Origin of the sequence: Thiobacillus denitrificans, assembly GCF_001530125.1 — a bacterium.
Lineage (GTDB): Bacteria > Pseudomonadota > Gammaproteobacteria > Burkholderiales > Thiobacillaceae > Thiobacillus > Thiobacillus denitrificans_C.
Map to the genome: position 1 here is coordinate 117281 of NZ_LDUG01000033.1, position 16067 is coordinate 133347.

General features: G+C 62.5%; 16 protein-coding genes and 1 pseudogene. 4 read left to right on the forward strand and 13 right to left on the reverse strand.

The window, feature by feature from the left end; all coding sequences use genetic code 11:
• Positions 1-82: 82 nt before the first annotated feature.
• Positions 83-532, reverse strand: coding sequence for a hypothetical protein (locus tag ABW22_RS17345; protein WP_157648622.1), 450 nt, complete (start codon positions 530-532; stop codon positions 83-85).
• A 63-nt stretch (positions 533-595) separates the two neighbouring features.
• The gene (locus ABW22_RS11950; RefSeq protein WP_059756843.1) at positions 596-955 is read right to left on the reverse strand and encodes a hypothetical protein; all 360 of its coding nucleotides are present in this window, start codon (positions 953-955) and stop codon (positions 596-598) included.
• Between the two features lie 152 nt (positions 956-1107).
• Here ABW22_RS11950 and ABW22_RS18100 point away from each other — a divergent pair.
• Positions 1108-2123 (forward strand): annotated as a pseudogene (locus ABW22_RS18100) (integron integrase).
• A 176-nt stretch (positions 2124-2299) separates the two neighbouring features.
• Here the strand turns inward: ABW22_RS18100 and ABW22_RS11960 are convergent.
• The 3 genes from ABW22_RS11960 to ABW22_RS11970 are packed head-to-tail and all read right to left on the reverse strand — an operon-like array spanning position 2300 to position 4678.
• Positions 2300-3187 (reverse strand): pseudouridine synthase, encoded by an 888-nt coding sequence (locus ABW22_RS11960; RefSeq protein ID WP_059756846.1) that lies wholly within the window; start codon positions 3185-3187, stop codon positions 2300-2302.
• 2 nt (positions 3188-3189) lie between these two features.
• On the reverse strand, positions 3190-3870 hold the full coding sequence (gene scpB / locus ABW22_RS11965; RefSeq protein ID WP_059756849.1) for an SMC-Scp complex subunit ScpB: 681 nt from the start codon (positions 3868-3870) through the stop codon (positions 3190-3192).
• On the reverse strand, positions 3851-4678 hold the full coding sequence (locus tag ABW22_RS11970; protein ID WP_059756852.1) for a segregation and condensation protein A: 828 nt from the start codon (positions 4676-4678) through the stop codon (positions 3851-3853). Before ABW22_RS11970 ends, scpB begins: the two co-directional genes overlap by 20 nt.
• Positions 4679-4783: 105 nt before the next feature.
• On the opposite strand from ABW22_RS11970, the gene ABW22_RS11975 reads away from it, so the two are divergent.
• The 3 genes from ABW22_RS11975 to ABW22_RS11985 all read left to right on the forward strand — a co-directional run bounded on the left by ABW22_RS11975 (position 4784) and on the right by ABW22_RS11985 (position 5745).
• Positions 4784-5002: a hypothetical protein gene (locus ABW22_RS11975; protein WP_193393301.1), complete on the forward strand. Its 219-nt coding sequence runs from the start codon at positions 4784-4786 to the stop codon at positions 5000-5002.
• 102 nt (positions 5003-5104) lie between these two features.
• On the forward strand, positions 5105-5356 hold the full coding sequence (locus tag ABW22_RS11980) for an AbrB/MazE/SpoVT family DNA-binding domain-containing protein (protein WP_059756857.1): 252 nt from the start codon (positions 5105-5107) through the stop codon (positions 5354-5356).
• A complete protein-coding gene (locus ABW22_RS11985) occupies positions 5350-5745 on the forward strand; it encodes a type II toxin-antitoxin system PemK/MazF family toxin (RefSeq protein WP_059756860.1) in 396 nt (131 codons plus the stop codon). The genes ABW22_RS11980 and ABW22_RS11985 overlap by 7 nt, the downstream gene beginning before the upstream one ends.
• A gap of 120 nt (positions 5746-5865) precedes the next feature.
• On the opposite strand, the gene lon is transcribed toward ABW22_RS11985, so the two are convergent.
• The 8 genes from lon to flhB are packed head-to-tail and all read right to left on the reverse strand — an operon-like array spanning position 5866 to position 15922.
• Positions 5866-8274 (reverse strand): endopeptidase La, encoded by a 2409-nt coding sequence (gene lon, locus ABW22_RS11990; protein WP_237763332.1) that lies wholly within the window; start codon positions 8272-8274, stop codon positions 5866-5868.
• Positions 8275-8306: 32 nt separating this feature from the next.
• The gene (gene motD / locus ABW22_RS11995) at positions 8307-9083 is read right to left on the reverse strand and encodes a flagellar motor protein MotD (protein ID WP_059756864.1); all 777 of its coding nucleotides are present in this window, start codon (positions 9081-9083) and stop codon (positions 8307-8309) included.
• 4 nt (positions 9084-9087) lie between these two features.
• Positions 9088-9825, reverse strand: coding sequence for a flagellar motor protein (locus ABW22_RS12000; protein WP_059756867.1), 738 nt, complete (start codon positions 9823-9825; stop codon positions 9088-9090).
• A complete protein-coding gene (locus ABW22_RS12005; protein ID WP_059756869.1) occupies positions 9807-10538 on the reverse strand; it encodes an RNA polymerase sigma factor FliA in 732 nt (243 codons plus the stop codon). Before ABW22_RS12005 ends, ABW22_RS12000 begins: the two co-directional genes overlap by 19 nt.
• A gap of 9 nt (positions 10539-10547) precedes the next feature.
• Positions 10548-11429 (reverse strand): MinD/ParA family ATP-binding protein, encoded by an 882-nt coding sequence (locus tag ABW22_RS12010; protein WP_237763333.1) that lies wholly within the window; start codon positions 11427-11429, stop codon positions 10548-10550.
• Positions 11422-12690 (reverse strand): flagellar biosynthesis protein FlhF, encoded by a 1269-nt coding sequence (flhF, locus tag ABW22_RS12015; protein WP_059756878.1) that lies wholly within the window; start codon positions 12688-12690, stop codon positions 11422-11424. The genes ABW22_RS12010 and flhF overlap by 8 nt, the downstream gene beginning before the upstream one ends.
• Positions 12687-14771 (reverse strand): flagellar biosynthesis protein FlhA, encoded by a 2085-nt coding sequence (flhA, locus tag ABW22_RS12020; RefSeq protein WP_059756882.1) that lies wholly within the window; start codon positions 14769-14771, stop codon positions 12687-12689. Before flhA ends, flhF begins: the two co-directional genes overlap by 4 nt.
• The gene (flhB, locus tag ABW22_RS12025; RefSeq protein WP_059756886.1) at positions 14768-15922 is read right to left on the reverse strand and encodes a flagellar biosynthesis protein FlhB; all 1155 of its coding nucleotides are present in this window, start codon (positions 15920-15922) and stop codon (positions 14768-14770) included. The genes flhA and flhB overlap by 4 nt, the downstream gene beginning before the upstream one ends.
• Between the last annotated feature and the right edge of the window lie 145 nt (positions 15923-16067).

A 16067-nucleotide genomic window follows, 5' to 3' on the forward strand; every position in this document is an offset into this window, starting at 1 on the left:
GTTTCCTTATCTAGTTTGCGAAATGGAAATGAGTCGGGTCTTCATGGATGGTTGCTTCGCGCCATGACGCCCAACGTAGAGCTCAGGGGCGCGCCGCTTTTGGCGCGTCCCCTGGAGCGCCGTGTTGGGGGGATTGCTTGCCACTGGGACCGACTTGCTTTTCCGCTTGGACTTTTTTAGTTTGAGCTATTAGGTTTTCGATGCCCTGTTGGGTCAATTTTTGAAGCTCGGCTAGCGCAGCGCCACTAGCTTCTTTACTGCCTTGACCCTCTCCATATAAACGATAGACACCGTTTTTGATGTAGAAGAAGAAAACAAACGGCATGGCAGGATTGCCGGGAGCAGAAACGAGCACAACCCTGGCATTGCCTTCTGCTGCATCGTTGTTGCAGCTATAAACTAGCCACGGCGTGTTGCCATAAGTATTACTGAGTGGCCCAACGTCACACGCTTGAGGCGTATTTTCTGCTGTGGATGCAGAGCTGACGAGCGCGGCAAGCAATAAAAGAAGCAAAGATGCGCGGTATTTCATTTATCCCCCCAACGTAAAGTTGAGGGGCGCGCCGCTTTTGGCGCGTCCCTCTCGAACGCCATGTTAGCGCTCGGCCTTACTGTGGTGGTAATAAAGGTAAGCAAGACCAATGGGAGCCACAAATATGGCAAACACCCAGCACATTGCCATTGTGAAGAACTTGGTGATGAGCATAAAAATGGCGTTTACGAAGAAGACATTTTCGCCCATGACAAAGCCAATGACGCTTTCATAGACGAAGCGCGAATATGGATAAAGAAGCGTGCTGACTATAGTGAAAAGCAGCATGCCGATTGGCATTGAGCGCCCGCCTTGAGTTGACATGAAGAAGATGAAGGCGGCTATAGCCAAGCCAAAGAAAAATTGCCGGAAATAGTACTGAATGGACAGACCGCCGAGCGTTTTTTGAATGACTGGATGCATGAAAGTTTTCCTATGGTTGAGTTGGTGAGAAGAGCGCTAACGTTAAATAGCCGTCACTTGACGGAATGACAGATTACCGGACATGTCCGATAATCTGGCGTGAGTGGTAAGCTGTTGATTCATATTACTAATCCTGTCAAAGACAACCGACTATGTCCGATAATCCTGCACACCCGGAAAAAACCGCTGCCACGCCCCCCAAGCTGCTCGATCAGGTGCGCGACCGCCTTCGCTTAAAGCATTACAGCCTCCGCACTGAGCAGGCTTATGTCGGCTGGGTCAAACGATACATTATTTTCCACAATAAGCGGCATCCGGCCGAAATGGGCAAGCTGGAGTTGGAGACATTTTTGACGTCTTTGGCGGTGGAGCGAAATGTGAGCGCGTCGACACAGACCCAGGCGCTTTCTGCGTTGCTGTTTTTGTACAAGGAGGTGTTGGGGCTGGAGTTTCCCTGGCTGGATTCGGTGACGCGGGCGAAGAAGCCGGTGCGATTGCCCACGGTGTTGACGACGGATGAGGTGAAGCGGCTTTTCAAATATCTGGACGACCCGTTGATGGATTTGATTGTGCGCTTGCTATACGGAACCGGGATGCGCTTGCTGGAATGTTTGCGGCTGCGGATGAAGGATGTGGAGTTCACCGGCGTGAAATCGTGGTGCGCGAGGGCAAGGGCAATAAAGACAGGGTGACGATGTTGCCGGATAGTCTGGCGGATCGCTTGCGCGCCCAGATGGCTTTTGTGAAAGGCCAGCATACGCAGGATTTGGCGGTGGGGCGCGGCGAGGTGTGGCTACCGGATGCCCTGGCGGTGAAGTATCCCAATGCGGCCAGGGTGCTGGCCTGGCAGTATGTGTTTCCGGCGGCGGGGTTTTCGACCGACCCGCGCCACCCAGAAGGTAAAAATAGTGGGGCGGTGCGCAGACACCATGTGGACGAGAAACGGGTGCAACGTGCGGTGAAGCGTGCGGCAGAACGGGCGCAGCTGGTGAAGTTGGTCAGCCCGCATACGCTGCGCCATTCCTTCGCCACGCATTTGCTGGAGGGCGGTTACGACATCCGCACGGTGCAGGAACTGCTCGGGCATTCGGATGTTTCGACGACGATGATTTACACGCATGTGCTGAACAAGGGCGGACGCGGTGTGGTGAGTCCGCTGGATCGATAGGCGGCAAAGCGACTCCTCGCACCAGACTTCCTTGAGGAAACGCTGATTAATTTCGATATGACGGTTATTGCGAGGAGTGCAGTAACGCGGCAATCCAGAAATTCCTGCTTGATCATTGCGATGGATTGCCGCGCTTCGCTCGCAATGACGGCCATATTGAATCAATCAGCGCCTAATCAGCGCATGCGCGGCTTGCGGGTGTGCTTGTCCGGCACGCCGCGCGTTTGCCGGCGCGGGCTGGCTGCCATGCCGGCCCACTCCAGCACGCGCGCAACCAGCTCGTCCTCGAGTTCCATTTTCTGCCCACGGCGCAGCTGCGGCGGCAGCGCAATCGGGCCGAAACGGATGCGCGTGAGGCGCGACACTGTCAGGCCGAAGTGTTCGAACAGCCGCCGCACCTCGCGCTTGCGGCCTTCCTTGATCACAATGCGATACCAGCGGTTGGCACCCTCGCCGCCTGCGGCGAAGCAGCTTTGCAGCTGCGCCATACCGTCGTCGAGCTCAACCCCGGCCAGCAAAGCGGCAATCATGTCTTCGGTCAGTTCGCCCAGCACCCGCACGGCGTATTCACGCTCGACTTCGAAGCGCGGGTGCATCAGGTTGTTGGCGAGTTCACCCGAGGTGGTGAAGATCATCAGGCCGTCGGTGTTGTAGTCGAGCCGGCCGATGGCGATCCACTTGGCGCCGCGCAGCTTGGGCAGCGCGTCGAACACGGTGTCGCGCCCCTCGGGGTCGTCGCGGGTGACGATTTCGCCTTCCGACTTATGGTAGATCAGGATGCGCGTGCGCTTGTCCTCGAAGCGCAGGTACACGCGACGGCCGCTGACCTTGACCACGTCACCCGGCCCGACCTTGCTACCGATCGTGGCGGTTTCGCCATTGACCTGCACGCGGCCCTGGACAATCCATTCTTCCATCTCGCGGCGCGAGCCGAGGCCGGCTGACGCCAGCGCCTTTTGCAGGCGTTCGCTGGGCGCCTCGGGAGCGGTTGCCTGTTGCAGGCGGCTCGCCGCGCGCCCCAGGGGGGCGGCGGGCGAACGACGGATGGGGGTTGGGCGGCGCATAGTCAATCAATCTCGGTTGCTGCTCGAACAGGAGCGGTGCTGGCGCCGGCGGTTTCGATCACCGTGCCAAACATCTGGGGGACGCTATTGTCCAGCAATTCCGGAATCAATGCAGTTTCATCTGGGGTGACGAGGTGGCCGAGCTCCTCCAGCGGCGGCAATTCCGACAGCGTGACGAGGCCCAGATCGCCGAGGAAATGCCCGGTGGTGCCAAACAGCGCCGGGCGTCCCGGCACGTCGCGATGGCCGATGGCCTCGATCCAGCCGCGCTCTTCCAGCGTCTTGATAATGCGGGGATTGACCGACACCCCGCGGATGTCCTCGATGTCGCCGCGCGTCACCGGCTGGCGGTAGGCGATGATGGCGAGCGTTTCCAGCACCGCGCGCGAATAACGCAGCGGCTTCTCGTTCTTCAACCGCGACAGCCAGGGCTGCATCTCGGCGCGCGTCTGGAAGCGCCAGCCGTCCGCCACCTGCACCAGTTCCACCCCGCGGCCGTGCCACTGCGCGCGCAATTCATCGAGCGCGCGGCGCAGCACCTCGTTGGACAGGCCTTGATCAGGTGCATCCTGCTCGAACATGCGCTTGAGCTCGGTCAGCGACAGCGGCTCGACGGCCGCCAGCAAGGCGGCCTCCAGCACCAGCTTCAAGTCATCGGGATGGTCATTCGGTTGCAGATTCATGGAGCTTTACGTAGATGGGGGCAAACGGTTCGGCCTGGGTAATGTCGAGCAGGGTTTCCTTGGTCAGTTCCAGCACCGCGAGGAAGGTGACCACGAGTTCATGCACGGTCGACGCCTCCGGGAACAGGTCCTTGAATTCCACGAACTCGCCCGGCGTCAGCCGCTTCAGGATCCGGCTCATGTGTTCGCGGATCGACAGTTCCTGGCGGCCGATGCGGTGATGCGTGCGGTTTTTCGCGCGCGACAGGATCGCCAGCCAGGCCGCCGCGAGTTCTTCCGGATGCAGGCTCGGCAGGCGCCTGGCCGCTGCCGGCAGGAACACGCTGACCGTGTCGAAATCGCGTCCGGCCTGCGGCATGGCATCGAGATGCTGTCCGGCGAGCTTCATCTGCTCGTATTCCAGCAAACGGCGCACCAGTTCGGCGCGCGGGTCGTCGCCCTCGTTCGCCTCCTCGGCCTGCTCCCGCCGCGGCAGCAGCATGCGCGACTTGATGTCGATCAGCATCGCCGCCATCAGCAGGTATTCCGCCGCCAGTTCCAGCCGCGTCGCACGCGCCGCCTCGACGTAAGCCATGTATTGCTTGGTCAGCGCCGCCATCGGGATGTCCAGCACGTCCAGGTTCTGGCGCCGGATCAGGTAGAGCAGCAGGTCAAGCGGACCTTCGAAGGCTTCAAGAAAGACCTCGAGCGCGTCGGGCGGAATATAGAGGTCTCGCGGCAGTTCGGTGAGCAGCTCGCCGCGCACCTTGATGACGGGCGCGGGCGGCGTTTCCAGGTGCGGCGGGGCGAGAAGTGCGGGGGCATTCATGACGACATTTTACCTGAGCCTGCCGGCATGGCTTAACCCAGTGCGGCCAGGGATCACTGCGGAACGCGCAATGTCCTGAATTTTGGCTGCATTTGAGCTAAAGTCGTGATGGTTTTCACCACCCGCGACGTCATCCTGATGGACACACAACGCCCCGGCGACACCCACCCATTGGAACGTGAACGCATTCATTTTCTGCTGCTCGACGACGCGCTGCGCGGACTGGAAGACATCGCCGCCGACCGTACCGAGGATGCCGACACTGCCCTCTCCCGCCTGCAACAGCAGCGCACTGAAAAACCATCCGACCGCAAACGTGGCTGAACACCCGTATACAGTGGATATCGCCACAAGCTTTCATCAATTGACACGCTGCCAACGCAATGTTTAAACTTGGTTTATACATTCCTGCCAAAGGAGCATGACATGGCCGAAGTTTTCCTGGATATCAAGCAGTGGGGCAACAATCTGGGCGTGCGTTTGCCCGCTGCAGTGGCGCGCGCGGCGCATCTGCGTGCCGATCAACGGGTGCGCGTATCGGTGGAAGACGGGCATATTGTGATTCATCCAGTAGACGAATCTTCGCTTACGCTGGAACAGCGGTTGGCGCGATACGACCCCGAGCGGCACGGCGGGGAGGCGATGGTCAGCGAACCCGTTGGCGCCGAGCGGTGGTAGCCCCATCGAAACGCGCCCGGCGCGATGCCTGGGCGCCCGACCGGCAGCAGGTCATCTGGATAGACTGCAACCCGCAGGCCGGACGGGAAATGAAAGACACCCACCCCTTTCTGGTGCTGTCGCCGCGCAACTTCAACACCCGCACCTCGCTGGTCATCGGCCTGCCCATGACCACGGCAGAATACAACGCCGACAACCCGTTCGCGGTGGCGGTCGGGCTTGCCAAAGGACGCGGCAAGCCCGGCAAGACCAGCTACGTGCTTTGCCACCAGCCCAAGTCATTCGATTGGCGCATTCGGGGCGCCAAGGCCCACCCATTGGGCGCATTGCCCGATGCGCTGTTTACCGATGTGTGCGAGCGCCTGAACCAGATTATCCGTTTGGCGTAAGCGGCATTCTGGGTTCGACAGTCGAAAATCGACCCATTTCGGAAGGTCGGCTTTTGGCCGATTTTTGCCTGACAGAGCGAGCACACATCCCCCATCTTCTCCCGGTTGATTCGCACCGGATCAATCCGCACCAAACACCACGGCCGCCACATCCTGATAGCGCTTGGCAAAGTGCACGGTGAACCCGGCGCGGATATGCTCGGGCAGTTTATCGAAGTCGCGCCGGTTGGCGTCGGGCAGAATCAGCTCATTGATGCCGACCCGGCGCGCGGCGATGACTTTCTCGCGGATGCCGCCGACTGGCAGCACCTGGCCGGTCAGCGTGAGTTCACCGGTCATCGCCAGCGGGCGGCCGATCTTGGCGTTTTTCGCCAGCGACAGCAGCGCGGTGGCCATGGTGACGCCGGCACTGGGGCCGTCCTTGGGGGTCGCGCCTTCCGGCACATGCAGGTGGACGAAGCTGGTGTCGTAGAACTTTGCGTCGGCGCCGTAGGGCTTCAGGTGCGAGGCAATATAACTGTAGGCGATCTCGGCCGATTCCTTCATCACCTCGCCCAGCTTGCCGGTGAGCTTGAAGCCGCGATTCAATGTATGCACGCGCGAAGCCTCAATCGGCAGCGTCGCACCGCCCATCGATGTCCACGCCAGCCCGGTGACCACGCCGACGCCGCTCATCGGTTTTTCGCGGCTGAACACGGGCTTGTCGAGGTAGGCCTCGACTTCCTTGACGCCGATTTTGATCGGCGTGGCTGCGCCGCCGAGAATCTTGACCACGGCCTTTCTCGCCACCCGCCCCAATTGTTTTTCCAGGTTGCGCACCCCGGCTTCGCGGGCGTAGCCCTCGATGACGTGGCGCAGCGCGCCTTCGCTGATCGCGAGCTGGTTTTTTTTCAGCCCGGCGCGGGTGAGCACGCGCGGCCATAGGTGGTGTTTGGCGATGGCCACTTTTTCTTCGGTGATGTAGCCCGACAGGCGGATGACCTCCATGCGGTCGAGCAGCGCCGACGGAATGGAAAAATCGTTCGCGGTGCAGATGAACAGCGTCTTCGACAGATCGAAGCGCACGTCGAGATAATGGTCGAGAAAATCGGCGTTCTGCTCGGGGTCGAGCACTTCCAGCAACGCCGAGGCGGGGTCGCCCTGGTAGCTGGCACCGATCTTGTCGATTTCGTCGAGCATGATGACAGGGTTGGCCGATTCCACCTCTTTCAGCGCATGCACGAACTTGCCCGGCATGGCGCCGATGTAGGTGCGGCGATGGCCCTTGATCTCGGCCTCGTCGCGCATGCCGCCGACCGAAAAGCGGTAGAACTTGCGTCCCAGCGCCTCGGCGATGGATTTGCCGATTGAGGTCTTGCCGACGCCAGGCGGCCCGATCAGCAGCAGGATCGAGCCGGCCATTTCGCCGCGCATCGCGCCGACGGCCAGGAATTCGATGATGCGCTCTTTTACATCATCCAGCCCGTCGTGGTCGCGGTCGAGGATTTTGCGCGCATGTTCGAGGTCGATCTTGTCCTGCGTGTGCACGCCCCACGGCAGCACGGTCAGCCAGTCGAGGTAGTTGCGGGTGACGGTGTATTCCGGCGAGCCGGTCTCCAGCAAGGAGAACTTGTGCATTTCCTCGTCAATGCGCTTTTTTGCCTGCTCGGGCAGCGCAAGCTTGGCGATGCGCTCCCTGAAGGTGTCGAGTTCGGCAGTCTTGTCGTCCTTGGCGAGCCCCAGTTCCTTCTGGATCGCTTTCAGTTGCTGGCGCAGGAAAAACTCGCGCTGCTGATCGCTCATTTTCTCGTCGACCTTTTCGCGGATGTCCGATTGCAGGCGCGCCACGTCGAGTTCCTTCTTCAGCAGCACCAGCACCTTTTCCATGCGTTTTTTCAGGCCGAAGGCTTCCAGCACGTCCTGCAAGGCCTGCTTCGAGGCGGTGGTGAGGCTGGCGGCGAAGTCGGTCAGCCGCGATGGTTCGTTCGGCCCGAAGCGGTTGAGGAAGAACTTGAGTTCCTCGGAGTACAGCGGATTGAGCGGCAGCAAATCCTTAATGGTGTTGATGATGGCGATGGAATAGGCGCGGATTTCCTCGGAATCCGGCTTGCCGGTTTCGTTCGGGTAGTCGACCCGAACCTTGTAGGGCGCCGTCTCCGACAGCCATTCGACGATGCGGAAACGCCGCGTGCCTTCGGCGATGAACTGCATCTTGCCGTCGGTGCGTACCGGATGATGGATGCGCACCACCGTGCCGACGCTATGGAAATCCGCCCGCTTTACATCGTCGGTGTTGTCGGGCTTGACCACCACCAGGCCCACCATGTGGTGTGCGGTCTCGCCGATGGCCTCGACCGTCGGCAGCCACGGTGCCTCGTTCATCAAGAGCGGCAGGGTTTGCGCCGGGAAAAAAGGTTTTTCGGTCAGCGGCAGCAGGTAAAGCTCATTCGGCAGCGCCGGGGAAGCCGGCAGCTGGCGATCATCGGACAGAATTTCGCCTTCCAGTACGGAGTCATTGGGCATGATCTGGTCTTCTTGTTCGGTCGACATGAACAAGCAGTATCGGGCCTATCCGCGCGATTTCAAGGTCGGGGTGGATTGGGCTGCAGCGGAATTTCCTCGACCGTGTCCGGTAAGCCGGACAGGATCATCAGTTCGACCCGGCGGTTGCGTGCGCGCCCTTCCGCTGTGTCGTTGGCCGCAATCGGCTTGCTGGCCTCGCGCCCGATGGCGAGCAGGCGTGCTGGCGCAATGCCGCTGTCGGCCAGCAGGCGCACCACGCTGCTGGCCCGCACCGCCGACAATTCCCAGTTGGAGGCAAACACAGAATTGCTGATCGGGATGACGTCGGTGTGGCCGGTGATTTCCAGTTTGAATGGCTCATTCTTCAAGGTTTCCGCCACTGCGCGCAGCACTTCCAGCGAGCCGGGATCCAGTTCGGCTCGACCCGGCTCGAACAGCACGTTGGCATTGATTTCGATGCTGACCCCGCGCCGGCTCTGCGTCACCCGCACCTTGCCTTCCTTCACCAGAGGCCCCATCACATCGAGCAGGTTGCTCGCCACCTCGGTCATGTGCGCCTGCTCTTCGATCGCCTGCTGCTGCTTGAGGGTGCGTTGCCTGACTTCCGCAGGCAACGCCTCCGTTGTCAGTTGCGGCACCGGCGCGTCGCCTGCCGACGACCTGCCGAAGGCGTCGCCAAGTGAGCCTGCCAGGACACGGAATTTGTTTTCATTGACTGCCGAGATGGCATACATCACCACGAAGAAAGCGAACAGCAGGGTGATGAAATCGGCGTAGGAAATCAGCCAGCGGTCATGGTTTTCGTGATCGGCGGCAATGCGGCGACGGCGGCGCATGATCCTAGAGGTAGCCTTTTAGCCGCGCCTCGATGATGCGCGGGTTGTCGCCCTGGGCAATGCCGATGAGGCCGTCGCAGATGATTTCGCGCTCACTCACCCGGCGCGCGATGGTGAACTTGATCTTGTTGGCGATCGGCAGGAACACCAGGTTGGCCAGGCCGACGCCATAGATGGTCGCGACAAAGGCGACCGCGATGCCGGTGCCCAGTTTGCTGGGATCCGCCAGGTTTTCCATGACGTGGATCAGGCCGATCACCGCACCCAGAATGCCGAGCGTGGGCGCATAGCCGCCCGCCGCCTCCCACACCCGCGCGGCCTGGCGCTCGGCGGTTTCGAAGTTGACGATCTGCACGTCGAGCGTGTCGCGCAGCTTGTCTGCATCGGCGCCGTCGATCAGCAGTTGCAGCCCGGTTCTCTGGAACGAATCGTGCGTCATGTTGACGTGTTTTTCCAGCGCCAGCACGCCCTCCTGCCGCACGGTGTGCGACCACTGGACGACGCGGCGGATGAGCACCCCGGCTTCCGGTTCGGGCGGTCGGAAAACCCACTTCGCCATGCGCACCCCCTGCATGAAAACCGGCAGCGGATGATGCAGCAGCACGGCGCCCAGGGTACCGATCACCACGATGACGAAGGCGGCCGGTTGCAGGAACAGGCTGATCTGCCCGCCTTCCATCGCCTGGCCGCCAAAGATGGCGACCCCCGCCAGCCCGAGCCCGATCAGGCTCCCACGATCCATGCGTCTTCCTTGAGTTTGGTGCGCAGCCGCGCGATGGCCTGGCCATGCAGCTGGCAGATGCGTGATTCGCTGACGCCGAACACTTCGCTGATTTCACGCAGGTTGAGCTCCTGTTCGTAATACAGCGACATCAGAAGCTGTTCGCGCTCGGGCAGGTTTTCGATCCCGGCGATGATGCAGGCACGCAGGTTGGCGTCGAGCAATTGCGGCAGGGGCATGCTGGCTTCGTTCGCCGACTGCTTGTCGAGGAAGGAATCATCCTCGTCGGATTCGCCGAAATCCTCGAAATACAACAGCTGGTGGCCGCGCGCGTCACCCAGCATGGACTGATATTCGGCCAGCGGGATTTTCATGGCCGCGGCGATTTCGGTTTCGCTGGGCTGGCGTCCAAGCTGATGCTGCAAGGCGCCGATGGCCTGTTCGATCTTGCGCATCGACTGCCGCGCACTGCGCGGCAGCCAGTCGGACTGGCGCAACTCGTCGATCATCGAGCCGCGGATGCGCTGGATGGCATAGGCCTCGAACTGCGCGCTCTGCGCTTCGTCGTAGCGGCTGATGGCGTCGAGCAGGCCGATCATGCCGGCCTGCACCAGATCGTCCTCCTCCACGCTAGGCGGCAGCCGCCCCATCATGTGATGGGCCAGCCGTTTGACCATCGGCATGTGTAGCGTCAGCAGATCGCTTTTTTCGCTTTTGCCGCTTGCGGTGTACATATTTCTTGGTTATCCCTTTCTGCATGCATCCACCAGGCTGCTGCCCTGGATCACACGCTGCATGAACCCCCCTACGCTGCCCAGGCTGGGCGGCTGCGGCCAGCGCAGCAGGCCGTCGGCCAGTTTGCGAAACTGCGAGGTGGACTGCGCAACCGGAAACGCGTCCACCACCGAGGTATGCAAATGACCGGCATGGGTCAAGCGCTCGTCCAGCGGAATATACCCCAGGTAATCGACCGACACCCCCAGATAGCGCTCGGCGGTGTGGGCAAAATTGTGCGCCACGGCCTGCGCCTGCTCCGGCGACTCGATGCGGTTGAGCAGCAGGCGGAACTGGCGCTTGCCGAAGTTGTGCGCCAGCCGTTTGACCAGGGTATAGGCCTGGGTAATCGCCGTGCTGCCGGGCGGCAGCACTACCATGATTTCGGAGGCGGCCAGGCCCAGCGGCAGCGCATCGGGGTCGGTGGCCTCTTCCATGTCCACCAGCACCACGTCGACGCCGCACTGCAGACGGTTGAAGCTCTGCGCCAGCCATTCCTGATCGCGTTCGGACAAACGCCCGAGGCGGTTGAAGCCGCCGCCGATCGGCAGTACCTGCACATTGTCGGGGCCGTTGAGCATCAGCGCATCCAGGGTGCAGCGGCCTTCGAGCACGTCCGCCACGTCGTAGCGCGGCGTCAGCCCCAGCGCAGCGCAAGCGCCGCGGCCATGCTGGTCCTGGTCGATGATGAGCACGTCGCGCCCGGAACGCGCCAGGGCGACCGCCAGATTGGCGGTCGCGGCGGTCTTGCCCGCGCCCTGCTGTCCCGACATCACGGTGATGACCTGAAACCCGGGTTGCCCCAGCAAGCGGCGCAGTCCGGCGGCTTGATCGCTGACGAATTTATCCAAGGGACACCGCGCTTTCACGCTGCACGGTTTGAATGCCGGAAAGCGCGAACCCCAGTTCGCTGTCGTCCAGCTGCCAGGGCGAGGCGTGCGTGCGGGCCTTGAAGGCGCGGTGAATGAGGGCCTGGCGATTGGCCAGATGCAGGTCTTCGGGCACGCGCTGGCCGGTCGCCAGATAGTGCACGTTCAAGTCGTGGCGAATCGCACAGTCGAGCGCCGGGCCCAGGCTCGCCGCTTCGTCGATCTTCGACAGGATGCAGCCGTCGAGCCCGCGCGTCCGGTACGCCTGCACCACTTCGTCCAGCGTATCGCCGTGGCTGGTGGCGTTCAGCACCAGCAGACGCTTGATCTGCTTGCCGGTCTGGCACAGCATTTCGACCTGCTCGGCAACCGCCTGGTCGCGCTGGCTCATGCCGACGGTGTCGATCAGCACGGTGTGCTTGTTGCGCAGTTCGGACAGCGCCAGCCGCAGGTCGGCGGCGTCGCGCACCGCATGCACGGTCACGCCGAGAATCTTGCCGTAAATGCGCAGCTGCTCGTGGCCGCCGATCCGGTAGCTGTCAGTGGTCAGCAGCGCCAGCTTGTCGGCGCCGTGGCGCACCACGAAACGCGCGGCCAGCTTGGCGGTGGTGGTGGTCTTGCCGGCCCCGGTCGGCCCCATCAGGGCAAACACGCCGCCGGTGTCGAGCATGTCGGTCTCGCTCTGCATCACCTGCAGGCGCTGCATCAGCGTGTTCTTCATCCAGGCCTGCGCCTGTTCGGCATCGCTCTTGGGCAGGCTTTCCAGCAGTTCGCGCGCCAGGGTGGCGGAAAAGCCCGCCGCCAGCATGTCGCGCATCACGGCGGCACCGGACGGGTCGCGTCCCGGCAGGTCGCGCCAGACCAGGTCGGCGAGCTGACTCTCCAGGCACGTCTGCATCGACTTGATTTCGCTGATGACGCTTTGCGCAAGCTGGGCGCTGTCCTGGCTGGGCACGGCGACGCGCTCGATCAGGCGGCGCTTGATGGTGACCGCGGGTGCCGGCTCGGCCTGCTCTTCCGGCGCCTGCATCCGGGGTGCCGGTGATCGAGGCGCGGACGCCGGTGCGGGTGAATCATTCACAGCCGGCGCCATCGCGGCGATGTCATCCGCCGCCAGGGCCAGCACCTCGACCCCGCCTTCGACAGCACGGTTGGAGAGAATGACCGCATCGGGTCCGAGCGCCTCGCGCAACTGGCGCATGGCTTCACGGGATGTTTTGGCGACGATACGTTTGACGTTCATGCTGCTCCTCCTATCAGGGAAGTGACTTTGATCTGTTTGCCTTCGGGCACTTCAGCGTGCGAAAGCACCTTGAGTTGCGGCACGGTGCGCCGCAGGAAACGTGCGAGTAGCGGACGCAGCACGGCCGGCGTCAACAATACGGGGGGGTGGCCCAGCGCCTCTTGCCGCTGCGTCGAGGTCTGGGTTCGTTCCAGCAGGGTGTCGGCCAGTCCCGGCTCCATGCCGCCGGCATCATTGCCGACCTGCAGGGTTTGCAGCAGCAGGCGTTCCAGTCCCTGATCCAGCGCGATCACCGGCAGCTCGTTGGCCGAGCCGTAAATCTGCTGCACGATCGAGCGGCCCAGCGCCACCCGCACCAGCGCGGTGAGCTCGTGCGGATCCTGTACCCGCGCGGCGTTCTCCAGCAGAGTGTCGATGACGGTGCGCATGTCGCGGATGGCCACGCCTTCCAGCAGCAGGTTTTGCAGCACTTTCTGCACGGTGGAGAGCGTCAGCATTTTCGGCACCAGGTCTTCCACCAGTTTGGGCGCGCTCTTGCCCAGGTGGTCGAGCAGCGCCTGCGCTTCCTGCCGGCCGAGCAGTTCGGCGGCATGCTGGGTCACCAGATGATTCAGATGCGTGGCCACCACGGTGCCGGGGTCGACCACGGTGTAGCCCATCGCCTGCGCCTGTTCGCGCAGGCCGGATTCGATCCACACCGCCGGCAGGCCGAACGCGGGATCCGTCGTGGCGACGCCCGGCAGGGTGGCGCTGGTGCTGCCCGGGTCGATGGCGAGGAACAGCCCGGTGCGCACTTCGCCGCTGCCGATTTCCACGCCCTTGAGGGTGATGCGGTAGCTGTTCGGATTGATCTCGAGGTTGTCGCGGATATGCACGGCGGGCGGCAAAAAGCCGATTTCGCGGGCGAACTTCTTGCGGATGCCCTTGATGCGGCGCACCAGCTCGCCGTCGGCGGCGCTGTCCACCAGCGGGATCAGGCGATAGCCGACTTCCAGCCCCAGCGTATCGATGGGCGCGACATCCTCCCAACTGGCTTCCTGGCTTTCGACCGCGACGACGGGCGCAGTCTGCACGTCCGGCGCGGCCTCGGCCGCCTGTTTCCGCTTGCTGTTCTTGTAGGCCAGCCAGACCATGCCGCCGGCCAGCAGCAGGAAGGCAAAGTTCGGCATGCCGGGAATCATGCCCATCATGCCGAGGATGGCGGCGGTGATGTAGAGCGCCTGCGTCTTGTTGAAGACGTTGGACATCATCTGGCCGGCGATGTCCTCATCGGTGCTGACGCGGCTGACGATGATGCCGGCGGCGATCGAAATGACCAGCGCCGGAATCTGCGCCACCAGACCGTCGCCGATCGCCAGCAGGGTGTAGTTGCGCGCCGCGTCGGCCAGCGACATATCGTGCTGCAGCAGGCCGATGAGCAGGCCGCCGACGATGTTGATCAGCAGAATCAGGATGCCGGCGATGGCGTCGCCGCGCACGAATTTCGAGGCGCCGTCCATCGAGCCGTAAAAATCGGCCTCCTGGGAGATTTCGGCGCGGCGACGACGCGCCTCGTCTTCGTCGACCAGGCCGGCGTTGAGGTCGGCGTCGATCGCCATCTGCTTGCCCGGCATCGCGTCGAGAGTGAAACGCGCGCTGACCTCGGCGATGCGCCCCGCACCCTTGGTGATGACGATGAAGTTGATCACCACCAGGATGACGAACACGATAATGCCGACCGTGTAATTGCCGCCGACCAGGAAATGGCCGAAAGCCTCGATCACTTTGCCCGCCGCATCCGGCCCGGTATGGCCCTCCAGCAGCACCACGCGGGTGGAGGCGACGTTGAGCGACAGTCGCAGCAGCGTGGAAAGCAGCAGCACCGTGGGGAAGGCCGCGAATTCGAGCGCCCGCTTGGTCGACAGGCTCACCAGCAAGACCATGATGGAGAGCGCGATGTTGAAGGTGAACAGCATGTCCAGCGCAAACGGCGGCAGCGGCAGCACCAGCATCGCCAGGATGAGGACGATGAAAATCGGCGCGGCCATCGCCCGAGCGTTGGCGCCGCTGAACAGGTTGGAGATGCTCAGGGTGCCGTTCATGCTTTAGAGCCTATGCCAGCCTGCAGCGGGTCAAGCTCGGGCGGAACCGGCAAGGTGGTCGGCGCATTGGGATAGGCCCCGCCCACTTGCTGGAAATGGCGCAGCTGGAATACGTAGGCCAGCACTTCGGCCACCGCTGCGTAGAGTGTGGCCGGAATCTCGTCGCCGAGTTCGGTGTGGCGGAACAGCGCACGCGCCAGCGGCGGCGCTTCCAGCAGCGGCACACTGTGCTCGGCAGCCAGCTCGCGAATGCGCGCAGCAACCGCGTCGGCGCCTTTGGCCACCACGCGCGGCGCGCCCATCTTGCCTTCGCTGTATTTGAGCGCAACGGCGTAATGGGTCGGGTTGGTCACCACCACGTCGGCAGAGGGGATCTCGGACATCATGCGGCGGCGCGCCACTTCGCGCTGCTGGGCACGGATGTGCGCCTTCAGGTGGGGGTCGCCTTCCGACTCCTTGTTTTCCCGGCGCACTTCCTCCTTGCTCATCCTGAGCTTCTTGAAGTGACTCCAGAGCTGGTACGGCAGATCGATCACGACGACGAAAATCATCGTGCCCGAGACCAGCAGAAAAACCTTGCCGATGAGGTTGCCCATATGCTGGATGGCGATAGAAGGCGATTCCAGACTGAGCGAAAAAATCGCGCCCACATTGGACCAGATCAGCCACACGGCGACCCCGCCCAACAAGCCGGCCTTGGCCAGCGCCTTGACCAGCTCGATCAACCCCTGGCTGGAAAACATGCGCTTGATGCCGGAAAGCGGGTTCAGGCGATCGAACTTCGGGGCAAAGGCCTTGGCACTGAACAGCCAGCCGCGCAGCAGCAGCGGCGAAGCCAGGGTGGCGACCACCACCACCGCCAGGAAGGGAGACAACGCCAGCGCCGCTTCGAAAAACTGGCTCGACAGCTGCGCCATGACGTACGAACTGTCGCGGGCGATGCCGGGATTGAACTGCAGGCCGTCGCGCACGATATGCGACAGGGTCTGGCCGAGGCCGCTGGCCATCGTCCACAAGGTCGCGCCCCCCACCATCAGCACGACAAACGTGCCCAGCTCGCGCGACTGCACGACCTGGCCGTCTTCACGTGCCTTCTCCAGCCGCTGTGGCGAGGCTGGTTCGGTTTTTTCCTGATCGCTTTCTTCAGCCATCCCTGATTTCACCTGTTGGTGGGGAGCTCGCCTCTCGCATCGGCTGGAGGCGGGCTTTCTTCAGGCTGAATTATTGGTCATGCCCGGCGCGGGCAATCAGGGGAATAAGGGTGGATTTGGCCTGCTATTTCGCGCCAGGCGGCGC

What these genes read in the sequence shown, in the direction of transcription:
- ABW22_RS17345 (WP_157648622.1), bottom strand. Translation starts at nt 532, where the DNA reads ATGAAATACCGCGCATCTTTGCTTCTTTTATTGCTTGCCGCGCTCGTC.
- ABW22_RS11950 (WP_059756843.1), bottom strand. Translation starts at nt 955, where the DNA reads ATGCATCCAGTCATTCAAAAAACGCTCGGCGGTCTGTCCATTCAGTAC.
- ABW22_RS11960 (WP_059756846.1), bottom strand. Translation starts at nt 3,187, where the DNA reads ATGCGCCGCCCAACCCCCATCCGTCGTTCGCCCGCCGCCCCCCTGGGG.
- scpB (WP_059756849.1), bottom strand. Translation starts at nt 3,870, where the DNA reads ATGAATCTGCAACCGAATGACCATCCCGATGACTTGAAGCTGGTGCTG.
- ABW22_RS11970 (WP_059756852.1), bottom strand. Translation starts at nt 4,678, where the DNA reads ATGAATGCCCCCGCACTTCTCGCCCCGCCGCACCTGGAAACGCCGCCC.
- ABW22_RS11980 (WP_059756857.1), top strand. Translation starts at nt 5,105, where the DNA reads ATGGCCGAAGTTTTCCTGGATATCAAGCAGTGGGGCAACAATCTGGGC.
- lon (WP_237763332.1), bottom strand. Translation starts at nt 8,274, where the DNA reads ATGTCGACCGAACAAGAAGACCAGATCATGCCCAATGACTCCGTACTG.
- motD (WP_059756864.1), bottom strand. Translation starts at nt 9,083, where the DNA reads ATGCGCCGCCGTCGCCGCATTGCCGCCGATCACGAAAACCATGACCGC.
- ABW22_RS12000 (WP_059756867.1), bottom strand. Translation starts at nt 9,825, where the DNA reads ATGGATCGTGGGAGCCTGATCGGGCTCGGGCTGGCGGGGGTCGCCATC.
- ABW22_RS12005 (WP_059756869.1), bottom strand. Translation starts at nt 10,538, where the DNA reads ATGTACACCGCAAGCGGCAAAAGCGAAAAAAGCGATCTGCTGACGCTA.
- flhF (WP_059756878.1), bottom strand. Translation starts at nt 12,690, where the DNA reads ATGAACGTCAAACGTATCGTCGCCAAAACATCCCGTGAAGCCATGCGC.
- flhA (WP_059756882.1), bottom strand. Translation starts at nt 14,771, where the DNA reads ATGAACGGCACCCTGAGCATCTCCAACCTGTTCAGCGGCGCCAACGCT.
- flhB (WP_059756886.1), bottom strand. Translation starts at nt 15,922, where the DNA reads ATGGCTGAAGAAAGCGATCAGGAAAAAACCGAACCAGCCTCGCCACAG.